This window comes from Micromonospora sp. NPDC048843 (assembly GCF_040649965.1).
Taxonomy (GTDB): Bacteria; Actinomycetota; Actinomycetes; order Mycobacteriales; family Micromonosporaceae; genus Micromonospora; species Micromonospora hortensis.
Window position 1 is genome coordinate 1 of the sequence record NZ_JBEZGJ010000123.1, and the last position, 22742, is coordinate 22742.

Annotated in this window: 18 protein-coding genes and 5 tRNA genes; 8 read left to right on the plus strand and 15 right to left on the minus strand. The window is 72.9% G+C overall.

Annotation, left to right across the window (positions count from 1 at the left end):
- From AB0C20_RS25040 to AB0C20_RS25060, 5 genes are all read right to left on the minus strand, one after another.
- Positions 1 to 863: ABC transporter permease subunit (locus tag AB0C20_RS25040; protein ID WP_357568853.1), on the minus strand; the 863-nt coding region annotated here is incomplete at its 3' end.
- A complete protein-coding gene (locus tag AB0C20_RS25045; RefSeq protein WP_357182511.1) occupies positions 860 to 1792 on the minus strand; it encodes an ATP-binding cassette domain-containing protein in 933 nt (310 codons plus the stop codon). The genes AB0C20_RS25045 and AB0C20_RS25040, both read right to left, overlap by 4 nt.
- Positions 1793 to 1881: 89 nt before the next feature.
- Positions 1882 to 2730, minus strand: coding sequence for a polysaccharide deacetylase family protein (locus AB0C20_RS25050; protein WP_357182508.1), 849 nt, complete (start codon positions 2728 to 2730; stop codon positions 1882 to 1884).
- Positions 2731 to 2754: 24 nt separating this feature from the next.
- On the minus strand, positions 2755 to 3945 hold the full coding sequence (locus AB0C20_RS25055; protein ID WP_357568854.1) for a cytochrome P450: 1191 nt from the start codon (positions 3943 to 3945) through the stop codon (positions 2755 to 2757).
- A gap of 9 nt (positions 3946 to 3954) precedes the next feature.
- Positions 3955 to 4623 carry a 50S ribosomal protein L11 methyltransferase gene (locus tag AB0C20_RS25060; protein WP_357182502.1) on the minus strand — a complete coding sequence of 223 codons (669 nt, stop codon included), beginning with the start codon at positions 4621 to 4623 and terminating at the stop codon, positions 3955 to 3957.
- Between the two features lie 150 nt (positions 4624 to 4773).
- On the opposite strand from AB0C20_RS25060, the gene AB0C20_RS25065 reads away from it, so the two are divergent.
- Positions 4774 to 5667: a hypothetical protein gene (locus AB0C20_RS25065; RefSeq protein ID WP_357182499.1), complete on the plus strand. Its 894-nt coding sequence runs from the start codon at positions 4774 to 4776 to the stop codon at positions 5665 to 5667.
- 43 nt (positions 5668 to 5710) lie between these two features.
- Here the strand turns inward: AB0C20_RS25065 and AB0C20_RS25070 are convergent, their stop codons facing one another.
- From AB0C20_RS25070 to AB0C20_RS25080, 3 genes are all read right to left on the minus strand, one after another.
- Complete coding sequence (locus AB0C20_RS25070) at positions 5711 to 8641, minus strand: M36 family metallopeptidase (RefSeq protein WP_357182496.1); 2931 nt, start codon at positions 8639 to 8641, stop codon at positions 5711 to 5713.
- A gap of 140 nt (positions 8642 to 8781) precedes the next feature.
- The gene (locus AB0C20_RS25075; protein ID WP_357182493.1) at positions 8782 to 9363 is read right to left on the minus strand and encodes a TIGR03086 family metal-binding protein; all 582 of its coding nucleotides are present in this window, start codon (positions 9361 to 9363) and stop codon (positions 8782 to 8784) included.
- A gap of 82 nt (positions 9364 to 9445) precedes the next feature.
- A complete protein-coding gene (locus tag AB0C20_RS25080) occupies positions 9446 to 10048 on the minus strand; it encodes a TetR/AcrR family transcriptional regulator (RefSeq protein ID WP_357182490.1) in 603 nt (200 codons plus the stop codon).
- Between the two features lie 387 nt (positions 10049 to 10435).
- Between AB0C20_RS25080 and AB0C20_RS25085 the strand changes: the two genes are divergently transcribed.
- From AB0C20_RS25085 to AB0C20_RS25095, 3 genes are all read left to right on the plus strand, one after another.
- Positions 10436 to 10508, plus strand: a tRNA-Gly gene (locus AB0C20_RS25085).
- A gap of 34 nt (positions 10509 to 10542) precedes the next feature.
- Positions 10543 to 10613, plus strand: a tRNA-Cys gene (locus tag AB0C20_RS25090).
- Between the two features lie 13 nt (positions 10614 to 10626).
- A tRNA-Val gene (locus tag AB0C20_RS25095) sits at positions 10627 to 10701 on the plus strand.
- Positions 10702 to 10764: 63 nt separating this feature from the next.
- Here AB0C20_RS25095 and AB0C20_RS25100 read toward each other — a convergent pair.
- Complete coding sequence (locus AB0C20_RS25100) at positions 10765 to 11247, minus strand: winged helix-turn-helix domain-containing protein (RefSeq protein ID WP_357183128.1); 483 nt, start codon at positions 11245 to 11247, stop codon at positions 10765 to 10767.
- 159 nt (positions 11248 to 11406) lie between these two features.
- Complete coding sequence (locus tag AB0C20_RS25105) at positions 11407 to 12141, minus strand: GNAT family N-acetyltransferase (RefSeq protein WP_357568855.1); 735 nt, start codon at positions 12139 to 12141, stop codon at positions 11407 to 11409.
- Positions 12142 to 12258: 117 nt separating this feature from the next.
- Between AB0C20_RS25105 and AB0C20_RS25110 the strand changes: the two genes are divergently transcribed.
- Together AB0C20_RS25110 and AB0C20_RS25115 are read left to right on the plus strand one after the other, a co-directional pair.
- A complete protein-coding gene (locus AB0C20_RS25110; protein WP_357182483.1) occupies positions 12259 to 12840 on the plus strand; it encodes a helix-turn-helix domain-containing protein in 582 nt (193 codons plus the stop codon).
- A gap of 47 nt (positions 12841 to 12887) precedes the next feature.
- The gene (locus AB0C20_RS25115; RefSeq protein WP_357182480.1) at positions 12888 to 13844 is read left to right on the plus strand and encodes an NADP-dependent oxidoreductase; all 957 of its coding nucleotides are present in this window, start codon (positions 12888 to 12890) and stop codon (positions 13842 to 13844) included.
- 174 nt (positions 13845 to 14018) lie between these two features.
- On the opposite strand, the gene AB0C20_RS25120 is transcribed toward AB0C20_RS25115, so the two are convergent.
- A complete protein-coding gene (locus AB0C20_RS25120; RefSeq protein ID WP_091400768.1) occupies positions 14019 to 14261 on the minus strand; it encodes a DUF6458 family protein in 243 nt (80 codons plus the stop codon).
- Between the two features lie 147 nt (positions 14262 to 14408).
- Between AB0C20_RS25120 and AB0C20_RS25125 the strand changes: the two genes are divergently transcribed.
- Together AB0C20_RS25125 and AB0C20_RS25130 are read left to right on the plus strand one after the other, a co-directional pair.
- Positions 14409 to 14481, plus strand: a tRNA-Gly gene (locus tag AB0C20_RS25125).
- Positions 14482 to 14507: 26 nt separating this feature from the next.
- A tRNA-Val gene (locus tag AB0C20_RS25130) sits at positions 14508 to 14582 on the plus strand.
- An 85-nt stretch (positions 14583 to 14667) separates the two neighbouring features.
- Here AB0C20_RS25130 and AB0C20_RS25135 read toward each other — a convergent pair.
- The 4 genes from AB0C20_RS25135 to AB0C20_RS25150 are packed head-to-tail and all read right to left on the minus strand — an operon-like array spanning position 14668 to position 22250.
- Entirely contained in the window at positions 14668 to 17427 is a 2760-nt protein-coding gene (locus AB0C20_RS25135; RefSeq protein WP_357568856.1) for an FtsX-like permease family protein, read from the minus strand.
- Positions 17424 to 20591, minus strand: coding sequence for a permease (locus tag AB0C20_RS25140; protein WP_357568857.1), 3168 nt, complete (start codon positions 20589 to 20591; stop codon positions 17424 to 17426). The genes AB0C20_RS25135 and AB0C20_RS25140 overlap by 4 nt, the downstream gene beginning before the upstream one ends.
- A gap of 7 nt (positions 20592 to 20598) precedes the next feature.
- Positions 20599 to 21321, minus strand: a complete 723-nt coding sequence (locus tag AB0C20_RS25145) for an ABC transporter ATP-binding protein (protein ID WP_357182470.1) — start codon at positions 21319 to 21321, stop codon at positions 20599 to 20601.
- Complete coding sequence (locus tag AB0C20_RS25150; RefSeq protein WP_357182466.1) at positions 21318 to 22250, minus strand: ABC transporter ATP-binding protein; 933 nt, start codon at positions 22248 to 22250, stop codon at positions 21318 to 21320. Before AB0C20_RS25150 ends, AB0C20_RS25145 begins: the two co-directional genes overlap by 4 nt.
- Between the last annotated feature and the right edge of the window lie 492 nt (positions 22251 to 22742).

Here is a 22742-nt window from a genome sequence, read left to right on the forward strand (position 1 = left end):
CGCTGCGTGGGGCGCAGCCCCTGGTCGGAACGGAACCGGCGGATCTCGGTGACCACCCGCTGCACGCCGACCATCTCGGCCTCGGCGGCGTCGTCCCATCCGGCGAGCAGGAGCAGCCCGACCACTGGCGGGTACGCCTCGGTGTCGCCGGCCAGGAAGTGCCCGCCGGCCACGCCGGGGAACACGTCGGCGATCCGGTTCAGCACGTCGATGTCCGGCTCCTGGAGGGACAGCGGCACGATCATCAGGGTGGCGAGGAGCACGGTGAGGGTGAGCACCGCACTGCGTAGCGCGGCGCCGAGGCCCAGGGCGAGCACGCCGATCAGCGCCAGGTAGGTCGCCACCGCCACGATGTCGCCGATCGTGCCGGCGGCCGGGGCGCTGCCCCACTCGCCGAGCACCGGTCGGGCGACCAGGGCGCCGACGCCGCCGAGCACCAGCCCGAGGCCGAAGGTGACAGCACCGGCGACCGCGGCCTTGGCCAGCAGTACGCGACCACGGGACGGGGTGCACTGCAACGTCGTCCGGATGGTGCCACTGGTGAACTCGGCGGTGATCGCGAGCAGGCCCAGCGCCAGCACCACGTACTGGGTCATTTCGACCGAGTCGATCAGCACGCTGCCGACGGTGACGATCCCCAGGTCGTCGGTCGGGTCGTCGTTGGTGTTGTCGTTGGCGACGTAGATGGCCAGTTGGCCGGCGCTCGCGAACATCACCAGCAGCCCGGCCAGTGCCGTCCACCAGGTGCTCCGCACCGAGGAGAGCTTGGTCCACTCGGCGGCCACCGCCCCCCGGAAGGTGGCCGACGCACCGGCGGCCGGCGTGCTGGCGGGGCGGGTGCCCGTGTCGGTCCGCGTGCTCATCGTTGCCCACCCTCGGTCGGGCCACCGGCGTACTCGACGCTGTCGGCGGTCAGCTCCATGAACGCCTGCTCCAGCGACGCGGCGTGCGCGCTCAGCTCGTGCAGGCGTACTCCCAGTTCGTGCGCCAGGTCGCCGACCTGGTTGGCGGTGGCGCCGGTGACGGTCAGCTCGTTCCGGTCGGCAGCCTCGACGCTCGCCCCGGTGGCGGTGAGGCGCGCGGCGAGCGCGGTCAGCCCGTCCGGGTGCGGGCTGCGGACCCGGACCGCGACAGTGCTGCGGGCGATCACCTCGCCGATCGGCTCGTCGGCGAGCAGTTGCCCCCGGCCGATCACCACGAGTTGGTCGGCGGTGAGCTGCATCTCGCTCATCAGATGGCTGGAGACGAAGATCGTCCGCCCCTCGTCGGCCAGCGAGCGCATCAGCTGCCGCACCCAGCGCACCCCGTCCGGGTCGAGTCCGTTCACCGGTTCGTCGAACATCAGCACCGGCGGATCGCCGAGCAGCGCGCCGGCGATGCCGAGCCGTTGGCCCATGCCGAGCGAGAGCGTTCGCCCCGGCTTGGCCGCGGCCCGTCCGTCCAGCCCGACGGTGTCCAACACCTCGTCGACTCGACGGCTGGGGATGCCGTTGCTGTGCGCCATGGCCCGCAGGTGCGCCCGGCCGGAGCGGGCCGGGTGGATGGCCCGGGCGTCGAGCAGCGCGCCCACCTCGTGCAGCGGTCGGCGTAACTCCCGGTACGCGCGCCCGCCCACCAGGGCCTGCCCGGCGGTGGGACGGTCCAGCCCGAGGATCATCCGCATGGTTGTGGACTTGCCGGCGCCGTTCGGGCCGAGAAAGCCGGTGACCCGGCCGGGCGCGATGTCGACTGTCAACGCGTCGACAGCGACTGTCGACCCGAACCGTTTCGTCAACCCACGTAATGTGATCATGCGCTGACGCTAGGCGAGCGGCCTGTCGTCCCACTGCGCCCGAACGGCACCACCCACCCCTGACTTTCGTCAGGTCGGCGACGGGCCGATCACCGTACGTACTGCTCCAGCAGCGCCGGGGTGAGCCCGGCCCGGTGGATCGCCTTCAACGCCGCGAGCAGGTCGTCCATCAGCGCCGGTCGGAAGTGCATCAGCAGCACGTCGCCGGGCTGGACCACCTTCTCCGGGGTCTGGTAGCGCACCTTCCCCTCGTGGACGGTCTCGGTCCAGTGGAAGACCGCCTTCGCGCCGCAGTCGTGCGCGGCCTTCAGCGTGGTGCTGTCATGCTCGCCGAACGGCGGCCGGAACAGGGTGGGCCGCTTGCCGAACAGCCCCTCCAGCTTGTCGGCGGCGCCGCAGATCTCCTGCTTCTGATAGTCGTACGACCGGCCGGCCAGCGAGTTGTGCGAGATGGTGTGGTTCTCCACAACTCCGCCCACCGCCTCGATCTGCCGGAAGTAGTCGGTGTGCTCCGCCGCCGCTGGCGAGTTGAGGAAGATCGTCACCGGGATACGCGCCTCCCAGATGAAGTCGATCACTCCCGGCGGGCGGGCCAGCCCACCGTCGTCGATGGTGATGAAGGCGACCTTCTGGTCGGTCGGCAGGCGATGCCAGAACGCCGCCGAACCGGTGGTGGGCAGCTCCACCGGTTGCGGCTTCGGTGCCTCGGGAAACGTCGGCACCTGGGACACGTACCAGGCCAGGCTCTTGAACGCGGGTTTCGCGGTCGGGGACGGCGAGGCCGAGGGGGTCGGCGTCGAAGCGGGCGGCGTCGGCTGGGCCACGGTGACCTGCCGAGCGTGCGCCGGGTGACTGGGACCGACTGTGCAGGCAGTCAACGCCAGCAGGGCCAGAAGCGTTACGACGGCAGGGATCCGACGGGTGGGGATGGCTGACACGCCCGGAAACATACCGAGCGGATGTCAGGATCCGGTCAGCCCGGTGACCCCGGGGGCGCGGCGGACCACGAAAGCGTCCGGCATCCGGAAGGTGAGATTGTCCGGGCACCAGGGCGGACGGAGCACTGTCACCCCGTCCAGCAGCGGCGCGGCCTCGGCCACCACGACGGCCGCCTCCATCCGGGCCAGCACGTCCCCGACGCAGCGGTGCGCGCCCGCCCCGAACGCCAGGTGTCGGCGTGATCCACGCTGACCCGGACGGAACTCGTCGGGGGACTCCACCACCGCCGGGTCCCGCCCGGCGCGGCCCAGCCACAGCACGAGGCTGCTGCCCGCCGGCACCTCCGTCCCGCCCAGCGTGCTCTCCGTCGTCGCCACCCGCCGCCAGGTGACGATCGGTGGTTCCAGCCGCAACCCCTCCTCCACCACGTCGGCCACCGCGACCTCGCCGCTGCGCAGGCCGGCCCGGACCGATGGCTCGTCGGCCAGCCGGTGCAGTAGCAGGGTGAGGAACTGCGAGGTGGTCTCCTGCCCGGCGACCAACAGGAAGAAGAGCGCGCCGACCACCACGTCCGGCGGGTGCCCGGCCGCGCGCAGCTCGGCGGCCAGACCGCCACCGACGGCCGCGAAGTCCCGCAGTACCCGGTGGAACCGGCCCACCTCGGCGGCGAGCGCCACCTGCCGGTCGGCGTCCAGTGGCGCCCAGAACAACTCCAGCGCGGCGCGGGCGAACTCCTTGACCGCGCTGACCGGAGCGTCCGGCAACTCGACAAGTCGGGCCAGCACCAGCAGCGGCAGGTCGGCGGCGAGGTCCGCGTACAGGTCGACCGGTTCACCGGCGTCGAGCGCGACGCCGATCCGGGTCACCCGGTCCCGGACCAGTGCGGTGAGCCACTGCCGCTGGGCGGCCACCCGGGCCGGGTGCAACGCCTCCGCGACGATTGCCCGGATCTGCGGGTGGCTGACGCCCGAGTTGTTCGCCAGGGTCGGCGGCAGCCGGAACCGGTGCCCGGCGAGCACCCGCAGGGCGGTCACCGGCATCGGTGTCACAGCGTCCAGCGCGTTGTCCGGCCGGTAGGTGACCGGGTCGGCGAGGACCTGGCGGACCAGCGCGTGCCGGGTCACGACCAGGTGGGTGCCGCCGACGTGGTCCGGCACCCGGGCCACGTCCGGCCATGCGGGGTCGGCCACCTGCGCCCAGCTGCGGAACAGCACCCGGACACGCTAGCCGGAGGCCCCCGGCAGCCCGGCTCGCAGCCGCCAGACGGTGGTGCGCTTCACCCGCACGCTCTCCAGCGCCTCCGGCACCGGCACGTCGTACCCGGCCACCTCGTCGAAACGGTCCCGGGGCAGGAACGCCCGGCCGGGGTCACCGACCAGCGCCGGCGCGCCGGCCCGAGCGGCGCGCAACAGGAACCGCAGGACCCGGCGGGCCATCGCGTCGCTGTAGAAGACGTCTCCGGCGAGCACCACCTCGGCGTCCCCGGCGTCGCCGTCGAGGATGTCGCCGAACTCGGCGTCGACGCGTACCCCGTTGGCCTCGGCGTTGAGGGCGACCGCCGCCACCGCCAGCTCGTCCACCTCGACGGCCCGCACGGACGCCGCACCGGCGCGGGCGGCGGCGATGGCCACCAGGCCGGAGCCGGAGGCGAGGTCGAGCACCCGCCGGCCGGCGACCAGCTCCGGGTGGTCGGTGACGTGACGGGCGAGGGCCTGCCCGCCGGCCCAGGCGAACGCCCAGAACGGCGGCGGCCGGTCGGTGGAGAACTCGCCCTCGGTCAGCTCCCACAGGCCGATCGGCTCGTCCGCCTGGTGCAGCAGCACCTCGGGAACGAAGGGGACCGGGGCCAGCCGGGCGTGCAGCCGGACGAACGTGCTGGAGAGCTCGGACACGGCGTGATTCTCCCAAGTGCCCGCCTCACGGCGTGTCGCGGGGGAGTGGTGACCGGTTCACCACGGTCGGTGAAAACCCACCCCGTCCTTGCCGTCCGGTGCGAACACACCCGTCTGGTCGACGCGGTCCCCCGCTTCTAGCGTTGCGGGGTGGAGGCGACCGAACGGAGGACGGCGGTGGTGACGGTGTGGCGGTATGCGCTGAGGGCAGGGGTGGTGCTGGCCTGTCTGAGCGGGGTGGAGCTGGCGGTGGCCGCCCCGGCACAGGCGGCCTTCACCACCGAGATGAGCGGCCTGCCGGGTCGGTTCACCGCCGGTGAGCAGGTGCGGACGATCTCCGCTGTGGTCTCCCAGACGGATCGGCGCGCCAGGTGCGCGAAGGTGCGCTGGTCGATGGTGCTCAGCGTGCAGGGGGGCCTCCGGCTCGACCAGGTGAAGATGGACCGGGTGGAGGAGACCGGCGACTTTCCGCTGGAGATCCGTACCGAGGGGGACGTGGCCCGGCTGACCGACAGGCAGCTCGACCCGGGCACGCTCTGCCCGGGCCGCACTGTCACGGCCCGCTACCGGGTGGCCTTCGACGAGGACGTCACCCAGGGGCGGGTCACCCTCGCCGCCGAGGCGTACGACGCCAACCTGCGCCTGCTGGCCCGGCAGACCGCCACCCGCTCGGTGGTGGGGGTGGGCGGCGCCCCGACCAGCAAGCCGAAGCCGACACCGACTCCGCCGGAGCCCACCGAATCCGCGAGCGCTCCGGCCGAGGGCGAGAGTACGGCGACTGAGGAGACTGTCGCGGAGCAGCCGGCCGACGCCGCGCCACCGGCTGCCGACCGCCCGGTCTCGCAGTCAGGCGCGTTCGGCGTGGTGCAGGTCGCCTTCCTGCTCGGCGGGCTGCTGCTCTTCCTTGGGGTGGGGCTGCTGCTGCGGCTGCGGCACCTGACCCGGGCCGTGGCCGGGGACGCCGACGGAGCCGACGACCCCCCGGTGGACCGGCGCTGGGAGCGCCCGGCCGCCGCCGACCCCTGGCGCCGAGCGCACCGCTGATCGAGAGCAGTGGGGCCGGCGGACACCCGCCGGCCCCACTGTGTCACTTCGAGAACGCCTGGAACTCGGCGATCCTTACCTGGCTCCGGGCCGGGCTGGCGGTCGCGCAGTCCGTCGTCGTGGCCGGGTCGTCGTCCTGCTCTCCCGCGTAGTGCGGGCCGCCGCTGCACTGGCTCGCCAGCACCTCGAGGCGCAGGTGGGTGGCGCGGGTGGTGGGTACCGCGAACGTCCGTAGGTTGATGTCGCGGCTGTACGCCCGGTACGCCCCGCCGGGGAACGCGTCCCCCGCGCTGGTGTAGATACGCTGCCAACGCGTCGGGTCCGCGCAGTCGGTGGTCGTCGCGTTGCAGGCGGACACCGCGAACGAGCGCAGGGCACTGAGCGCGTTCTGGGCGCCGGTGTCGGCGTCGCCGGTGATCGCCGGGCGCAGCATCGCGCTGACGTTCACCCGCTTGACCGTCTGTGGGGCGTCGCCCGGCAGCGCCACTGTGAGCTGCCGGCCGGCGACCCCGTCCAGGGACGCCCAGTTCGTCGCCTCGGTGTCGTCGACGACCCGGTCCAGGTTGACCCCGTCGCCGGTGACTGTGGCACCGGACGCGGCGGAGGCGAGGTTGCGGCTCAACCGCAGGTCGACGTACCCGTCCTGACCGGGCTTGGCCACCACGCTGAGCCGCTGGTGCCCGAACCCGGGGGCCACGGCGAGCAGGTCGTACGTGCCGGCCACCATCTCCACGGTGTCCGGGATCGGCGTCGCCGGGTCGGTGTCGGCCACCGGCACGGCCCGCGCCTCGTACGCCCCCACGTACACCCGGATCGGCGCTTCGGCGCTGTCCCCGCGCGGACGCAGGGTGAGCGTCGCGTTGCCACCGCGCGGCGAGGCGAAACTCGGTGTCGGGTCGGTGTCGCCGGCGCCGTTGGTGGCCGCGTCCCGGCCCATCCCGGAGCGCGCGAACTCGGCCCAGATCAGGTCCTGGTTCGCGCCGCCGAAGCGGAGCAGGTCGGCGGTGAGCATGTTGTCGCGCATGTCGAGCATGCTGACCTGGCTGGCGGCCTGGAGCAGGAACGAGTCGAAGACCAACTGGGACCAGCGCCGGTTACCCGGGCATTGATCTGCCGCGACAGTGCCCAGCGCGCAGTCGAGCTGCCGTTGCGGGGTGCCGAGGCCGTACCGCTTCACCAGGGCGGAGCGGACCCGGAAGTTGGTGGCGCCCCAGATCTCCCCGTCGGCGTGCACTGCCGGGCCGGCGGTGTTGTAGCCGATGTCGGAGTAGTTGAGCGGGCTGCGGCTCAGGTCGTAGTTGCGGATGCCGCTGACCAGGTTGCCGGTGACGTAGCCGCCGGTGATGAAGGGCGTCTCGCCGGGTGCGCGCAGCCCGTGCTGGAAGAGGTACTCGGCGGCGAGCAGGTCGCCCCAGGACTCACCCATCGCGCCACCCTGGTGGCCGCTGATCCCGCTGTCCGGGCCGGCGATCATCCGGTTGGTGATCGCGTGGGTGTACTCGTGACCGATCACCGTCATGTCGTAGTCGCCGTCCACGCACGGCGGGTACGGCCCGCCGGCCTGCGGCTGCCAGAGGTACATGTTGGTGGTCGGCGGCAGCCCGTCGCGCGGCGTGCCCTGGTTGGCGTTGTTCCGGTTGCCGGTCAACGCGCCCTGCTGGGCGCGGCCCTGCTCGGCGTCACCGCCCAGGCCCGACGGGGTGAGGTTGACCGCCTGGAGGTTCCACGCCGACTCGGTGAAGCCCAGCTGGTACGACCAGTCGTGCATCCGGTTGTGCATGGCGAAGAGGTTGGCGATCGACGCGTCCGCGTCGTTGCGCTGCGCGGAGGTGAACACCCCCGGGTTGCACCGGGCCTGGTGCCACTGGTCGGTGAACTGGTACTCGTAGCGCCGTTCCGGGCTGGTGGGCGCCGGCACGACCGGGGTGCTCGCACCCCAGGACAACACGGTGTTGGCCGAGTTGCCGCGCGAGGTGAAGGTCGGCGTGCCGGTGGCCGCGTCGACGTCCCACGGTTGGCCGGTGGCCGGATCGCGGAAGGCGGCCTGGCAGCCGGGGGTCGGGTCGCCGCACCAGCGCACCCGGGGGTCCTGCCCGGGGCCGAGGTCGCGGGGCGGGGTGGCCGGGAAGACCGCCCAGCTCGGGTTGTCGGAGTCGAAGTCGACGAGATCCTCGCGGACCAGCACCTGCCCGGTGCTGCCGTCCACGTAGCTGGTGAACGCGGCCGGGTGCTCGGTGTCCGCGCCGATCATGGTCACCTCGTAGGCGGCCCGTGGCCCGTCCAGCGGGGTGGGCACGGCCACCGACCGGATGGTGTGGCTGGCCACCGCGTCGGCGGTCAGCTTGGCGTCGGCGAGCGCGGCGGCGTACGCCTGCTCGGCGGTGCGGGTGGCCGCCGCCGGCGTGCCGGTGTTGCGGGCCAGCGAGGAGCTGACCGAGAGCACCGCGCCGTCGGCGACCGCGAGGGTGACGAGACCGTCCGGCCCGGCGGGCAGGTCGCCGAAGCGTTGCCGGAGGGTGACCACTGTGCCGCTGCCGATCGGCCGGACCAGCACCCGTTCCATGCTGGCCACCGTGGCGGCGTCCATGCCGAACAGGTGGTGGTTGGCGGCCAGGTAGGCGCGGGCGGCGGCCTCCGGGTCGGCGGGCAACCCGCTGGCCAGCGGGGTACGGCCGGGGCCGAGCGCCTGCGGGGTGCCGAGCCGGTTCCACCGGACGTCGGGGTCGACGGCGCGAGCCAGGCCGCGTTGGCGGGCGTCGGGTGCCGCCGTACCGGTGCGGTTGTCGGCGTCGGCGGGCGCGTGTCCCTCGGCGAACGGCCCGGACCGGCGTTCGGCGGACGCCGGGCTGCCGGTGGGGGCCGCGGTGCTCACGCCGGTGGGGAGCAGCGCGGCGACCGTCGCCGTCGTCGCCAGGATGGCGATGAGCCGGCGTCGACGCCGGCTCATCGGGGGTGACCACTCCGGTTGTGGCACGGGACCTCCTCGTGGGAGCGAGATGGTCGGCCAGTCGCCGACCACAGATGCGCGGTGACGCATGCGCATCTGTGAATATCAGTCTCCCGAGGTCACGGCAAGGTCCCGAGCCGCTGTCGCATCAACAGATCGAAATTCGCTCAGTCGCTCGGCGCCCAGTCGGGGTCGCGCCCGAACGCGGCCAGCAGGTGGTCCTGCTCGTCGGCGTCGTCGGGCACCCGTACGCCGGTGTGGACCAGGTTGTTGCGCCGGTAGGCGTCGATCTGACCGGCGAACCACTGGGCGGCGGCGTGCACCGCGTCCGGGTCGAGCCGTGGCTGTGCGCCGATCGCCACCGCCACGTCCCAGCCGTGCACGAGGTGCTCGGCGAGGAGTTGCTGGAGGTACTCGGTGGCCGGGGTGTCGCCGGCGGAGAGGTGCACTGTGCGATCGACGGCGCCGGGGTGGGTGGCGGCGATCTCGGCCTGCGCGGCGGCCTCCCGGGCCGTCGCGATCGGGTCGGCGCCGAGTTGGTCGCCGTCGAGCCGGTCGCCGACCTCGTCGATGGTCCGGCCGGCGAGCAGCGGAACGCTCCACCGGTCCTCGGTCACCACGTGGTTGACAAGCGTCCGGACGTCCCAGTCCGAGCAGGGTGTCGGGTCGGACCACTGGCCGGGCTCGATCTGATCCACCCGGTCGATGAATTCGGCCAGGCTCCGGCGGTACGCCTCCAGGAGGTCCATGCTGCCGATTGTTCCGGTCGATGGGGCGGACTGAGCCCGTTTTGCCGGGCCTGGTGTGGTGGATCGGTGCTGGTTGCCCAGCTCAGTCCAGGTCGGCCGGGTCCAGGCCGAGCTCTCGGGAGGTGACCAGCCGGACCCACTCGCCGAACTGGCGGCGGGAGATCACCCGGTCGTGCACGGCGAGTTGGACGGCGAGGCCGTCCATCACCGCGCTGATCCGCCAGGCGGCCCCGTCGGCGTCGGCGCACTGGAAGGTGCCGTCGGCCACCCCGGCGGTGATCACCGCGGCCAGGTCCTGCCGCCAGCGCAGGTCGAGCCGCCGGGAGACCTTCTCCAACTCGGGGGTACGCAGCGACTCGGACCAGCCGTCGATCCACATGGACCAGGAGGTCGCCCGCCCGGCCGGGGTGTAGAGCTTGAGGATCCGGCGGAGCTTGGTCAGCGGTGCGGCCGAGGAGCGGGTCACCGCGTCGAGTCGGGCCAGATCCTGCTCGACCGCGTACGCGAAGGCCTGCGCGAGCAGCCGCTCCTTGGTGGCGAAGTGGTAGAAAACCAACGCCTGACTCACGCCCGCGGCATTCGCCACGTCCGCTGTCCGGGTGTTGGCCAGACCGCGCTCCACGATCACGTCGCAGGCGGTGCGCAGCAGGGCATCCAGGCGGATCTCGGCCGCACGTCTCGTCACGACCGTTACCGTAGCCCATCCGACTGAACACGAACAGTTACCACCACGCGCCGATCCGCGCGGTGACAGTCGGAAGCCGGACACTTCTTTCGGGTGTCGTCGGTCGTTCCACGGAGAGTGTTCATCGAGGTCCGCTGCCCGGTGTCGGGTAACGGAGACGTCGATGGTCGGGCATGCGACGCGATGATGACGATCGTTGCCGAGGCGTGTCGGAGTGTGACAGTCCGTGCTGGATCCCGGTGCCGGGTCAGCCCCCTAGGAAGCCGGCCGAAAGTGACTCCGCTCCAGCCCCGGCCACCCCTGACGCGCCGAGGCGACCCCGAGTTGGCAGTCAAACACCCACTCGGCTAAAGTTCTCATCCGTCACCCGGGAACGTCCGGGGGCGTGCGGACGTAGCGCAGCTGGTAGCGCATCACCTTGCCAAGGTGAGGGTCGCGGGTTCGAATCCCGTCGTCCGCTCGGAGCTGCCGCCACGTATGACGGGGGCAACCTCGGTGGGGTGGCCGAGAGGCGAGGCAACGGCCTGCAAAGCCGTGTACGCGGGTTCAAATCCCGTCCCCACCTCGGCAACAAGCACGGGCGATTGGCGCAGTGGGAGCGCGCTTCCTTGACACGGAAGAGGTCACTGGTTCAAACCCAGTATCGCCCACCAGAGGAGAACGGCTCGTCACCGGAAGACCCGGTGACGAGCCGTTTCGCTTGTGGCGCCACGTCATCAGTCGACGCTGAGCCGGTAGCCGATGCCGCGCACGGTGTGCACGCGCAGAGCGTCGTCGACGGCGTGCAGTTTGCGACGTAACCGCTTTACTGCCGAGTGCAGGATCGACGTGTCGCCGAGGAACGCGCAGCCCCAGACCGATTCGAAGAGCCGCTGGTACGTCCAGACTCCGACCGGCGCGGTGGCGAGTTGGGTGAGCAGGTTGCGCTCGAGTCGGGTCAGGGCCAGCGGTTCTCCGCGCCACGTCACCCGATGGTCGAGCGGGTCGATGGTGAGGTCACCGAGGTTGATCTGGCCGGCCGCTGGAGCGGTTGGAGCGGGGGCCGGAGCGGGGGCGGACGACGTGGTGGGGGCGGGGAGCCGCGCCGGCCCGCTGATCACCGGTCCGCCGATCATCGCCTGCAACTCCGCGAGGTCGGTGCAGATCACCAGGGTGCCGAGTCCGTCCAGGCGCCGCACCATCCGCTCGCGCACCGACACGTCGGCGGTCACGCAGAACACGAGGGACACTTCGTCGATCACTGTCGTACCTCCCCAGGTGCCAGTAAAAGACAACGCTGTCTGAACCCCGTAGTCAATGGTTTCCGGCGGGCGGCCACCCCGTGATCCACTCGGGCTCGCCGGGTCGCTCGTTTGCTTTCAGAAGGTCAACAGGCGGAACTCGCCCACCGGTCGGAAGCCGAGGCCGTGGTAGACCGACTCGCCGACGGCCGACGAGGTGAGGGCGGCGACACGGGCACCCCGCTCGGCAGCCAGGTCGAGCGCCGCCCTGGTCATGGCCGCGCCGATGCCCCTGCGACGCTGCTCCGGCTGGGTGCCGACGAAGTAGAGGGTGACCAGACCATGGCTGATCCAGGCGACGGCCGTCGCGACGATCCGACCGTCGTCGAGGCGACCGGCCAGCCGGAGCACAGTGCCGTCGCCGGCGAACGCCTTTTCCCGTTCGATCGTCGCCGCCACACCGTCCGCCGGGATTCCGGACACCCGGGCGTAGGCCGGGACGAACGCGGCGAGGTCGGTGGTCTCGGTGATCTGCACGCCGCCGGGGGTCGGCACCTCGGCCACCGCCCCGATCTCCACGGTCATGATCGGCATGCGGGCGACCTGCACCGCGCCGAGGGAGACCAGACCGTCCGCGGTGCCGGCGTCGCTGTCCGGGCCGACCCACCAGATCCGGGGTACGCCGTGCAGGCGCTTCCGAGCCTCGGCGAGCGCGTCCGGCGGTGTGCGCCCGACCACCCGCAGCACGCCGTTGAGGGGTGCGTGCGGGACGTCACTGCGGTAGGTCGGAAGGTCCGGACCCCCGGCGACACCGATGTTCCAACCGAGCAGGTACGCCCGGTGCGCGGCCAGCACCGTGTCGAGAGGCTCCATGATCTGGATCGTAACGTGGGGGGTCGGCATGCCTTCGGCCAGCGGAAACGGCTCGGATCGGTGGCTGTGACCGGCGGTACTTTGTCGATCGTTCCAGATAGCGGATAGCGTTCAGTCATGGCCCGCACCCGTGAGTTCGACCTCGACGCCGCGGTCGACGCTGCCATGGACGTGTTCCGGAGCAAGGGCTACGAGGGCACCTCCATGCGGGACCTCTCCGAGGCGACCGGCCTGGGCAGCGGCTCGATCTACGCGGCGTTCGGCAGCAAGGACGGCCTCTACCTGGCGGTGCTCGACCTGTACCGGCAGCGCTACGCCACACCGATGGTCGATCTGCTGCGCTCGGGCAACGACGCGCGGGCGGTCATCCGTGAGGTGTTCATCGGCACGGTGGACGACATCACCGGCGACGGCCGGCACCTTTCCTGCCTCATCGTCGGGGCGTCGATGGAACGGGCGCACCAGGACGTGCGGGTCGCCGAGCGGCTTCGCTCGACCACCCAGACCCTGGAGTTGGCGCTCTACGACCTGCTCGCCGAGGCGCAGCTGCGGGGTCGGATCACCACCGACCGCAGCGCCACCGACCTGGCCGGCTTCCTGGTGACCAGCCTCCAGGGCCTGCGGGTGATGGGTGCCATCAATCCGGACCGGGCGGCGCTGACGCGTTACGCCGAGGTCGCGCTCACCTGCCTTGACTGACCGCCGGACACGGTGGGGCGGCCGGTCACCCGAATGAGGAGTCGAGCATGAGAGCTGTCGGACTGCTGCGCTACGGCGGGCCCGAGGTGCTGCGGGTGGTGGACCTTCCGACGCCGCACGCCGGCCCCGGCGAGGTCCGCATCCGGGTACGGGCCGCGGCGGTCAACCCCGCGGACACCCTGATCCGGGCCGGTATGACGCCGGTGCGACTGCGCGGCAGTGACCCGCTGCTGCCCGGCCAGGACATCGCCGGCACCATCGACGAGGTGGGTTCCGGCACCAGTGGCGCACTCGCCCCGGGTGACCCGGTGATGGCCATGGTCAACCCGACCCGGGCGGCCGGCGGCGGGTACGCCGAATGGGTAGTGCTCCCGGAGGCATGGGTGGTGCCCGCTCCGGCGGGCGTGTCACTCGCCGAGGCGGCCACACTGCCGTTGAACGGGTTGACCGCCCTGCATGCCCTGGACCAGTTGCGGCTGCCGCCCGGCAGCACCCTCGCGGTGACCGGCGCGGCCGGTGCCGTCGGCGGGTACGCGGTACAGCTCGCCAAGGCCGACGGTCACCGGGTGTTGGCCGACGCGGCGCCGGGTGACGTCGACCTGGTCGCCGCGCTCGGTGCCGACGTGACGGTGACCCGAGGCCCAGGTGTCGCCGACCGTTTCCGGAAGCATGCACCGGGCGGGGTGGACGCCGCTGTCGACACCGCGCTGCTTGGTGGTGCGTTGCTGCCCGCGGTCCGCGAGGGTGGTGCCGTGGCGCTGCTGCGCGGCGGACCCGATCCGGTGCTGCGGGCACAGGCCGACCAGCGGAGGGTCGAGATGGTCTCCGCGTACGTGCACGAGTACGACGGGCGCCGCGACAAGCTCGACCTGCTTCGGCGACTCGCCGAGGAGGGTGCGCTGACGCTGCGGGTCGCCGGCCGGTTCCCGCCGCAGGAGGCGGCCCGCGCGCATCAGCTCCTGGAAGCCGGAGGGGTGCGCGGCCGGTTGGTCATCGAGTTCTGATTCCGCCGCCGGCAGCGGCGGACCACGATGGTCCACTCACCGGCGGCGGCGACGCCTACCCGTCGTCTGCTGCGGTGCGGGGTCACGGGTGCGAGAGGCCGGCCGCCTTCGCCGAGGCGGCCGGCCCGGGATCACCGTGATCTGGTGGCTCCGCCAACTGTGGAGCTGGCCGGGTCACAGCGGCGGGGCGATGTCCCGCCGCTCCTCTACCTGGCGGTACTCCACCGGCTGCTCGGTGGTGGTGACGACCTGGCGGCGGCGACCCCAGATCAGCGTGGTCATGATCAGGCCGAGCACGCCGGCGCCCATCAGGATCCAGCCGACCACGTCGAGGTTGATGCCGCCGACGCTCGCGTCCAGTGCGAAGGTGAGGATCGCGCCGAGCGCGATCAGGAAGATGCTGGTGCCGATACCCACGACAGCCTCCTTAAGGGGGTGTGGTGCGCTGTCGAGCCCTTCAGTACCCCGGGCGGGACCAGCGCAACCGCGACCGGCCAGGGTGCCGTTCCAAGCGATCTTGGCATCGGGTAGAGTTCACCTGTCGCCGGCGCTTGCCGGGGACGTGCGGACGTAGCGCAGCTGGTAGCGCATCACCTTGCCAAGGTGAGGGTCGCGGGTTCGAATCCCGTCGTCCGCTCGCGATGCGCCCCACGGGGCCGCCACGGGCGATTGGCGCAGTGGGAGCGCGCTTCCTTGACACGGAAGAGGTCACTGGTTCAAACCCAGTATCGCCCACCATCCATACGAGCGGATCAGATGACCCGTTACCGGATCTCCGGTAACGGGTCTCGTCGTTTCTGCTTCCCGCACGGCAGACCGTCGGTCACTCGCCGGCGCGGAGTACCTCGCTCAGCCGGTCGCGTCGCCGCAGCGCCGACTCGACAGGTACGACAGTGGCGGCCGTCGCCAGCAGCGCCACGCTCACCAGGCCCAGCAGCCACCACGGCAGGATCGCCGTCGGGTCGGCGGCCTGGCCGGTGAGCAGCCGCAGGTCGAGCGGGCCGAGCGTCAGGCGTGCGAGCAGGGCCCCTAGTAGCGGGCCGTACACCGCGGTGACCACTACCGGCGGCAGCAGTTCTCCGGCGGCGACCCAGCGGGCGTCGCGTGGCCGCAGGCCGAGGGTCCGCAGCCGGGTCAGGGTCTGCCACCGCTGCGACGCACCCGCGGCGGCGGCGAGCGCGAGGCCGAGCAACCCCAGCGCCAGCAGCACCGCGGCGGCCGTCCACGCCAGCCGTACCAGCCCTGCCGTCAGTGGAGCCACCCGCTGGGCCCGCAGGACGTCCGCACGCAGCACGACGTCGGAGGCGACTCCGGTGTTCGACACGGCCCGCGCCGCACCGGGGCCGGTGACCCAGACGGTATTCGGAACGGCGGGCAGCCCGGCGTCGGCGAGGGCCGCGGCGTCCACGATGACGACGTCGTTGGCGCCGCCGACGGAGGGAGCGGTACCGACCGCGGCGAGACGGATCGCCGGGGCGTCGTCCCGGGGTAGCTGCAACCGCGTGCCGGTGCGCAGTTCGCCGTCGCTCGATCGGACCAGCGCGGGGACGTCCCCGGCGCCGGGACCGGGTGCCGTGAGCCGGGCCAGCGCCGGCGCGTCGGGCAGCGGAGTGCTGGCCAGCAGGCGCTGGAACGCGGCGGTGTCCACGATGACCAGGCGTGGGGTGAGCAGTGTCGACTCGGTGAAGACGCGTGCCGAGTCGGTCACCTGCGCGACGACGACCTGCCCCACCCCGGGTGCGGCGGCGATGCGCTCGGCGAGTGCGGGCGTGGCGGCGGCGGCGTCGGCCCCGACGTCGAGGCGGGCGTCGGCGCCGACGGTGCTCCACGCGCCGTCGGTCAGGCCCCGGGTGACGGTGGCGCCGAGGATGAGCGCGAACGACGCGAGTGCCGTGGTGCTGACCAGAACCAGCAGCGGTAGCGCGCGCCCGGCCGTTGTGGCCGCCTGGGCGGCACTGAACACGGCCAGCGGGCGGCGCGAGCGCAGGGCCTGTCGGAGCGCCAACCGTGCCCCGATGGGCAGTAGCCGGAGCAGGACGAGCGCGCCGACGAGCGCGCCCAGAGCGAGGGCGCTGATCGGCAGGATGAGGTCACCGGTCAGCTCGCCGGTGTCGCCGCCGGAGGCGAGGGGCAGGAGGCCGCGCTGGTGCAGTGTGACGAAGGCGGCGACCGCGGCGATCAGGACGGCAGCCTCCAGTGCGGCGCGGCGCAACTGGGCGGTGGACCGGATCCAGCGCCGAGCGGCCGGGTTGGCGGGTTGGCGCCGGTCCCGGCTGGCGCGGGCGGCGGCGAGGGTGCCGAACGCCGGCCCGGCGACGGCACCGGCCAGAACCACGGGGACGGCCCAGGTCCAGGAGAGGCCCGGAGCGGCCGCGCGGGCGAGCGCGAGCCCGACGGCGGCGGCCGACACCGACACCACTGTGGACTCGATGATCAGTTCCGCACCGATGTCGGGTAGCGCCGCCCCACGCTGCCGGGCGGCGCTGAGCACCGGGTTGCGGCGGCGGACCAGCAGGTCGGCGGCGAGCAGCAGGACCAGCACCGTGGCGGTCAGTACCCCGGCGAGCAGGACGGCGGCCTGTGTGGAAGCGGCGCTGTTTCGGGCACGGGCGTCGCGCAGGACGGTGTCGAGCTGCGATTCCCACTTCAGGGACTGGTCGCGGTCGCTTGACGAGCCGGAGGTCGCCTTGAGCTTGACCACCTGGCTGGCGAGCGCCGCGGCGGCGTCCCAGGTGAGCGCGTCGGGAACGGGGGCGAAGTGGATGGTGCGCCGCAGCTGATCCTCGTCGATGGCGAGCCGGGCGTCCGGTAGCGACTCGCGCGACAGCAGGCCGGCGAACCGGGTGGTCCCCACGCCGTCGGCGCCGAGCACGGGGCGCAGTAGCGCCGGGGCGAGCCGCCAGGCCGGGTCGGCGCTGTCCGTGGGTCGGTAGATCCCGCTGATCCGGACGTCCTTGTCGCGACCCTTGCCGTCCTTGACCGGAATTCGATCACCCGGTCCGAGGTCGAGTGCGGCGGCGTCCGCCTCGGAGAGGCCGACCTGCACCGGCCAGGGCGGTCCGTCGTAGGGGATTTCGACGTACTGGTCGGAGACGGCGGGGCCGGGTGGGCTGCCGGCGATCCAGGTCACGTCCGGGCCACCGCCGTCGCCGGCCAGGTAGGTGAACTGGAAGGTACGTGGGGCGCTGCCGCCGGTGATGTCGAGGATCGGGCCGTTGGCAGTGGCGAGGGGCGGGAGCAGCGCGGCATCCAGATCGGGCCCGAGCGCGGATGTCGCCCGGGCGCGGAAGTTGTCGAGGGCATCGGCGAGGCTGGGCATCCGGACCCGCCCGCCGGTCGGCCCGTCGTCGCGTTCCCAGTTGGCGTTTACGAGAACGTTCGAGTCGCTGCCGGCGCGGCGGACAGTGTCCTGGACGGCGTTGTCGGCGGCGGCGCGGAGCAGCGGCGGCGCGGCCCCGGCGAGCAGCGCGACGGCCGCGATGACGGCGGCGGTGAGCAGCAGCGGTCCGGCGTCGGTACGGCCACGGCCACGGATGCTGGGCCAGTGAAGCGCCGGCCGCCGGCGGGTCAGCCACCGGTTCACGGGGCCACCCGCAGGTGCGCGGCGTCGGCCCGGCGGACCTGGACGGTGACCACGACGGCGACCACGAGCATGCATCCGGCCAGCAGTACGGCGAGCAGTGCGGCCTCGGCTGGCCACGGCCAGTGTGGCTGGGTGGCCGGGACGGGCGCGGCACCGGTTTCGGAGCGCACGAGCAGGGGAGCGACGACGCGGGTGGCTAGCGCGCCGACGGCCGCGCCCGCCGCGAGTAGCGGCAGCAGAACGCCGGCGTGCTGGCCGAGCAGCACGGCCCGGATGCCGCGCCGGGACATTCCTAGGCCGCGCAGCCGCGTCACCTCGACCGCGCGGACCTGGAGATCACAGGTGACGTGCAGGACGACGCCGGCGAGCAGCAGCAGGGCCGCGGCCGGGACGATGAGGCGGAGCGCGGCCGGCAGCCCGGCGAGCAGGGGGCCGCCGGTGAGGCGGGCGGTCTCCGCCTCGCGGGTCGCGACGGCACCCAGGTGCAATGCGGTGGCCCGCTCGGCGGCACCGGGGTCGGCCGGGTGGCCGACCCACCAGGCGTCGACCGGGAACGTCAGGTCGCCGGTGACGGCACGTGCGCGCGACAGCGTGTCCAGGTCGGCCAGGACGGCGACGGCGCCGGGGGCGGACGGAACGGTCGGCACGACCTCGGTGACCACGACCGGGACGGGCGTGATGCCGACGGTGACGCTGAGCTGGCTGCCGCTCTCGGCACCGACCTCGCTGGCAAAGCGGGCGGAGACGGCGACGGGCACCGGGCCGGGGTCCGGGAAGGCGGTGGCGACGAGGGTCCGTGCGGCGTCCTCGGCGCCACCGAGGTCGACGGTCGCGGCCATCCGCAACGTGGTTCCCGTCGGCGTGGCGGCGGACACCGTGACGGTCGGGTCGCGCAACCTGCTCGGGACCGGCGGCGCGGACGTGGCGGTCCAATCCGATCCGTCGGTGGGACTTCCCGCCGACGCGGCGGGCGGCACTGTGAGTGTGACGGCTACGGCGACGGGTCCGCCGACCGCGTCGGTGGTGACCGGCAGGGCGACCGCGACGAGGCGCAGCCCGTCAGCGGTCGCGCAGGCGGGCAGCCGAAACTCCTGGCCGTCGAGCGGTACGGCGGGACCGGTGCAGGACGTGCGTAGGCCGGTGGCGTCCTGCAGCATCAGCCGGGGCGTCACGGCGAGCGGGGTGTCACCGGCGGCGGTCCCACTCAGGACGAGCGGGGCGCCAGCCGGAACGGCGAGGCCGGTGACCCGGGTGCGTGGTGCCAGCGTGGCGCCCACGTCCGCCCATCCGCTGTCGTTGTCCAGCCGCCCGCGCAGCAGCGCGTCGGCCCGGGTGGTGTCGACGGCGACCAGGCGCGGCGCGTCGCCGGCGCTGCCGAGCCACTGACCGACGGCGGTACCTCGGTCGAGGGCCGGACTCACGGCCCCCGCGGTGGCCGCGCTGACGATCGCGCCGTCTCCGGCCACCGGCGCCGTGCTGAGGGTGAGGGCCAGGTCGGTGCCGACGGCGAGCGCGGCCTGGTCGCGCTGCGACTGGTGCCACGTGTCGTCGAAGGCGAGGCCGAAGGTTCCGGCCGCGCAGGCCAGCCCGACGAGCAGCCCGGCGGCGACCGCTTGTGGCCGGCGGGCGGCCTCGGAGACCGCCAGCGGGAGCGCCAGCCCGCGGGCGCGGTACGCCAGCCGGTCGGCGCCGCGAAGGGCGGGAAGTACCACCCGGAGGGCCAGAGCGGCGCCTGCGGTGAGCAGCAGCGCTGGCGCGAGCACTCGGACCGCGTCGGCGCGTGGGCTGGCGGCGGTGGGCTGCGCGTACAGCTGCCACCATCCGGCGGCGGCGAATACCGCGAGCATCAGATCGGCGCCGGATCGGGCCAGCAGTTCGCGGCGGGTGCGCTGGTCGCCGGCTGCCGGGACGGGCCGGATCGCCAGGACGATGAGCACAGCGGCGAGTACCACCGCGCCGACGGCGACCGCGAGGACCTGGGCGCCGGTGACGGCCGGCCGGACGGTCAGGCCGGCGCCGTCCAGCGGCGGCAGGTGGGTCAGGCCGGCGTGCAGGGCCGACGAGGCCGGTATCGCGAGCGCGGTGGCGACGGCGGCGACGAGTCCGGCCTCGAGTGTCGCGGTGGCGGCGAGTTGTCGACGGCTGGCGCCCAGGGCGGACCGCAGGGCGGTCTCGTCGGCGCGTATGCCAGTGGTCAGACGGCCGGCGAGGACGAGTGCCGTCGCGGCCAGGACACCGCCGAGGACGGCGACGGCGAGTACGACCGCGGCGGTGACGTGCCGTTGGTCGTCGGCGGCCCGCAGGGTCAGTGGCAGTTCGGAGGCCACACGTGCGAGCCGGACGCGGTCGCCGAGGGTGCCCGCCAGCCGGCCGTCGGCACTGTCGACGGCCGCGGCCACGGTATCCAGGTCGTGGCGGTTGCTGTGGGACAGGTCCGGACGGGCGGTGACCTCCAGCCGGTCGACTGTGGCACCGGTCGTGAACAGGTCGGCGAGGTCGACGAGGAATGGACCGTAGGCGTTGACCGGCTGCTGGAAGCGGCCGTCCCGGTAGCCGGTGGCGGAACCGGCCGCGGCCAGCGGGTCGCGGTCCCAGCCGCGCCCCGGCAGCGGGCGTATCACTCCGACGACCACCACGTCGATGGCCGGGACGGGCGCGTGGGCCAGTTCGGCGCCGAGGCGTACCCGGCTGCCGGGGGTGAGGCCGAGCAGTTGTGCGGTGGACTCCAGCAGCACCGCGTCGCCAGGGTGCTGTGGCCAGCGCCCGGTGACCAGCTCGCCTCGGGTCGGCAGGTCGTCCAGTCCCGACAGGTACGCCTGGGCTCCGACTGTGGTGCCCGTGGCGAGCGCGGGCGGCAGGGCCCGCAGCACCGTCGACGCCCGCGCGGTCGTCGTCACCGGGAACGGTGCGAGCGTGGAGGCCACCACGGTGCGGGTGTCGGCGGCGACGGACGGAGTGTCCCGGCCCTCGACGGTGCCGGTGTAGACGGTCACGTCGACGGCGGCGGGGGCGGCGCGGGCCATGGCGACCTCCAGCGCCCGCTCGGCGGTGCGGGTGATCAGCAGGGTGCAGGTACCCAGCACCGTCGCGCCGATCGTGACGACCCCGAGGAGGGCTGCCAGCAACGGCCACTGCGCGCGAGCGCGTCGGCTGACCAGCCTCATCGTCGCGTCACAGGGCGTCCGGCACCGGCGGGTACGGCTGCCCGGCCGCCTGTTCGTCGAGGTGCCCGTCGTGGATGCGGATCACCCTGTCGGCCAGGGCCATCATCACCGCGTCGTGCGTCGACACCAGTACCGTGACGCCCTCCGATTCCACTATCCCGCGCAGCAGGGCCATCACCGACAGACCTGTCTCGGCGTCCAGTTGCCCGGTGGGCTCGTCGGCGAGCAGAAGCTGGGGCGAGGCGGCCAGCGCGCGGGCGATCGCCACCCGCTGCTGCTGGCCGCCGGACAGCTCGGCCGGCCGCTGCCGGGCGTGGTCGGCCAGGCCGATCAGCTCCAGCAGCAACTCGACCCGCCGCTCGCGCTCGGTCGGGGCGACGCGGGCCATCCGCAGCGGGGCCGCGACGTTCTCCGCGGCCGACAGCACCGGGATCAACCCGAAGCTCTGGAAGACGTACGACACCTTCTCGCGCCGCAGCCGCGACAGGCCATCCTCGTCGAGCGCTGTGACGTCGGTGCCGTCGACGTGCACGGTGCCGGCGTCCGGGCGGTCCAGGCCGCCGATGACGTTGAGCAGTGTGGTCTTGCCCGAACCGGACCGGCCGACGAGCGCCACCATCGAACCGGCGGCCACGTCGAACGACACGCCGTTCAGGGCGTGGACGACGGTCGGCCCGGTGCCGAAGCGCCGGTGTACGCCGCGCACGCTCAGCAGTGGCTCGCTGCTCATTCGCCGCTTCCCGAGTCGGGGTGGATCGTGATGTGGTCGGGTTCCAGGGCCAGCCGGACCCGTCGGGTCAGCGCCAGCGCCTGGCGGAACTCGCGGGGCACCTGGACCCGCCCGGCCCGGTCCATCACGGCGTACTCCTCGGCGATCGTGTGCGTGTCGCCCTCCGCGTCGGTGGTGGTGCGGCGCAGCACCTCGCTGCTGGTGCGCCCGTCCCGGATCGCGACGGTCCGTTCGACCTGGCCGCTGACCTCCGGATCGTGGGTCACCACGACCACTGTGACGCCGTAGCGCCGGTTGACGTCCCGCAGCACGCCGAAGACCTCCGCGGACGTGGCGGCGTCCAGCTCACCGGTCGGCTCGTCGGCGAGCAGGACCCGCGGCTGGTTGGCCAGCGCCACGGCGATCGCGACCCGCATCTGCTGCCCTCCGGAGAGTTGCCCGGGGCGACGATCGGCGCAGTCGGCGACACCGAGGCTGTCCAGCAGCTCGGCCGCGCGCTCCCGGCGCTCCCGCTTCGCGGTACGGGCAGCCGTCATGGGCAGGTCCACCATCTCCCGTGCGGTCAGGTAAGGGATCAGGTTGCTCGCCGTCTGCTGCCGTACGAATCCGACGGTGTGCCGCCGGTAGTCCACCCGGTCCGCGCGGGACATCGCCAGCAGATTCCACCGGTCGACCCGGACTCGTCCGGCGGTGGGGGCGTCGATACCGGCCAGGATGGAGAGCAGTGTCGACTTGCCCGATCCGGAGGCACCGACGACGGCGACCAGCTCACCGCTCTCCACGGCCAGGTCGAGTCCCTGAAGTGCCTGCACCTCGATCGAACCGGTCTGGTAGATCCGCACCAGGTTCTCGCAGACGATCAGCGCGTCCCGGCCGAACTCGGGTGCCCGCGCGGATGGCTGCGGCAGGGAGAGCGGTGTGCTGGGCATTCCCTGCTCCGTCCGGGTTGTGCTGACGCAGATTGAAGCAGTTTCGCAACCGGCGCCTCCGTTGACCATGCCCGGGGTGGCCTTCCTGCATCCTGGACGGGGTCTACCGCCGCTACCTCCACCCGCCGCGTGCCGGGCGACCGCAGCGCAGCTCGATCGGGTTGGACCCGGCGCGGGAGGCGGCGGTGCTCGCCGCACAGGGATTTGGTGACGCCGGGTGCAGATTGAGTGATCATTAAGGGCTCTCGCCCCATTTGCCATAACGCATGGTCAACGGCATAGACAAACATCTGCGGCATCCCTACAGTTCGGCCGACTAGTTCTCATTGTCACGGGGGATTTTTGATGACTGCTAGCCGCTGGCTGCTGCCTGCGTTCCTTTCCAGACGGTCTCGACCGGTTGTTGGTACCGTGGTCGCGCTGCTCGGCGCGTCGAGCCTCGCGGTGCCAGCGCAGGCGGCTCCGCCCGCCGCGGCGCCGCAGCCCACCAGG

What these genes read in the sequence shown, in the direction of transcription:
- AB0C20_RS25150 (WP_357182466.1), bottom strand. Translation starts at nt 22,250, where the DNA reads ATGCCCAGCACACCGCTCTCCCTGCCGCAGCCATCCGCGCGGGCACCC.
- AB0C20_RS25105 (WP_357568855.1), bottom strand. Translation starts at nt 12,141, where the DNA reads ATGGAGCCTCTCGACACGGTGCTGGCCGCGCACCGGGCGTACCTGCTC.
- AB0C20_RS25140 (WP_357568857.1), bottom strand. Translation starts at nt 20,591, where the DNA reads ATGAGGCTGGTCAGCCGACGCGCTCGCGCGCAGTGGCCGTTGCTGGCA.
- AB0C20_RS25115 (WP_357182480.1), top strand. Translation starts at nt 12,888, where the DNA reads ATGAGAGCTGTCGGACTGCTGCGCTACGGCGGGCCCGAGGTGCTGCGG.
- AB0C20_RS25045 (WP_357182511.1), bottom strand. Translation starts at nt 1,792, where the DNA reads ATGATCACATTACGTGGGTTGACGAAACGGTTCGGGTCGACAGTCGCT.
- AB0C20_RS25110 (WP_357182483.1), top strand. Translation starts at nt 12,259, where the DNA reads ATGGCCCGCACCCGTGAGTTCGACCTCGACGCCGCGGTCGACGCTGCC.
- AB0C20_RS25075 (WP_357182493.1), bottom strand. Translation starts at nt 9,363, where the DNA reads ATGGACCTCCTGGAGGCGTACCGCCGGAGCCTGGCCGAATTCATCGAC.
- AB0C20_RS25145 (WP_357182470.1), bottom strand. Translation starts at nt 21,321, where the DNA reads ATGAGCAGCGAGCCACTGCTGAGCGTGCGCGGCGTACACCGGCGCTTC.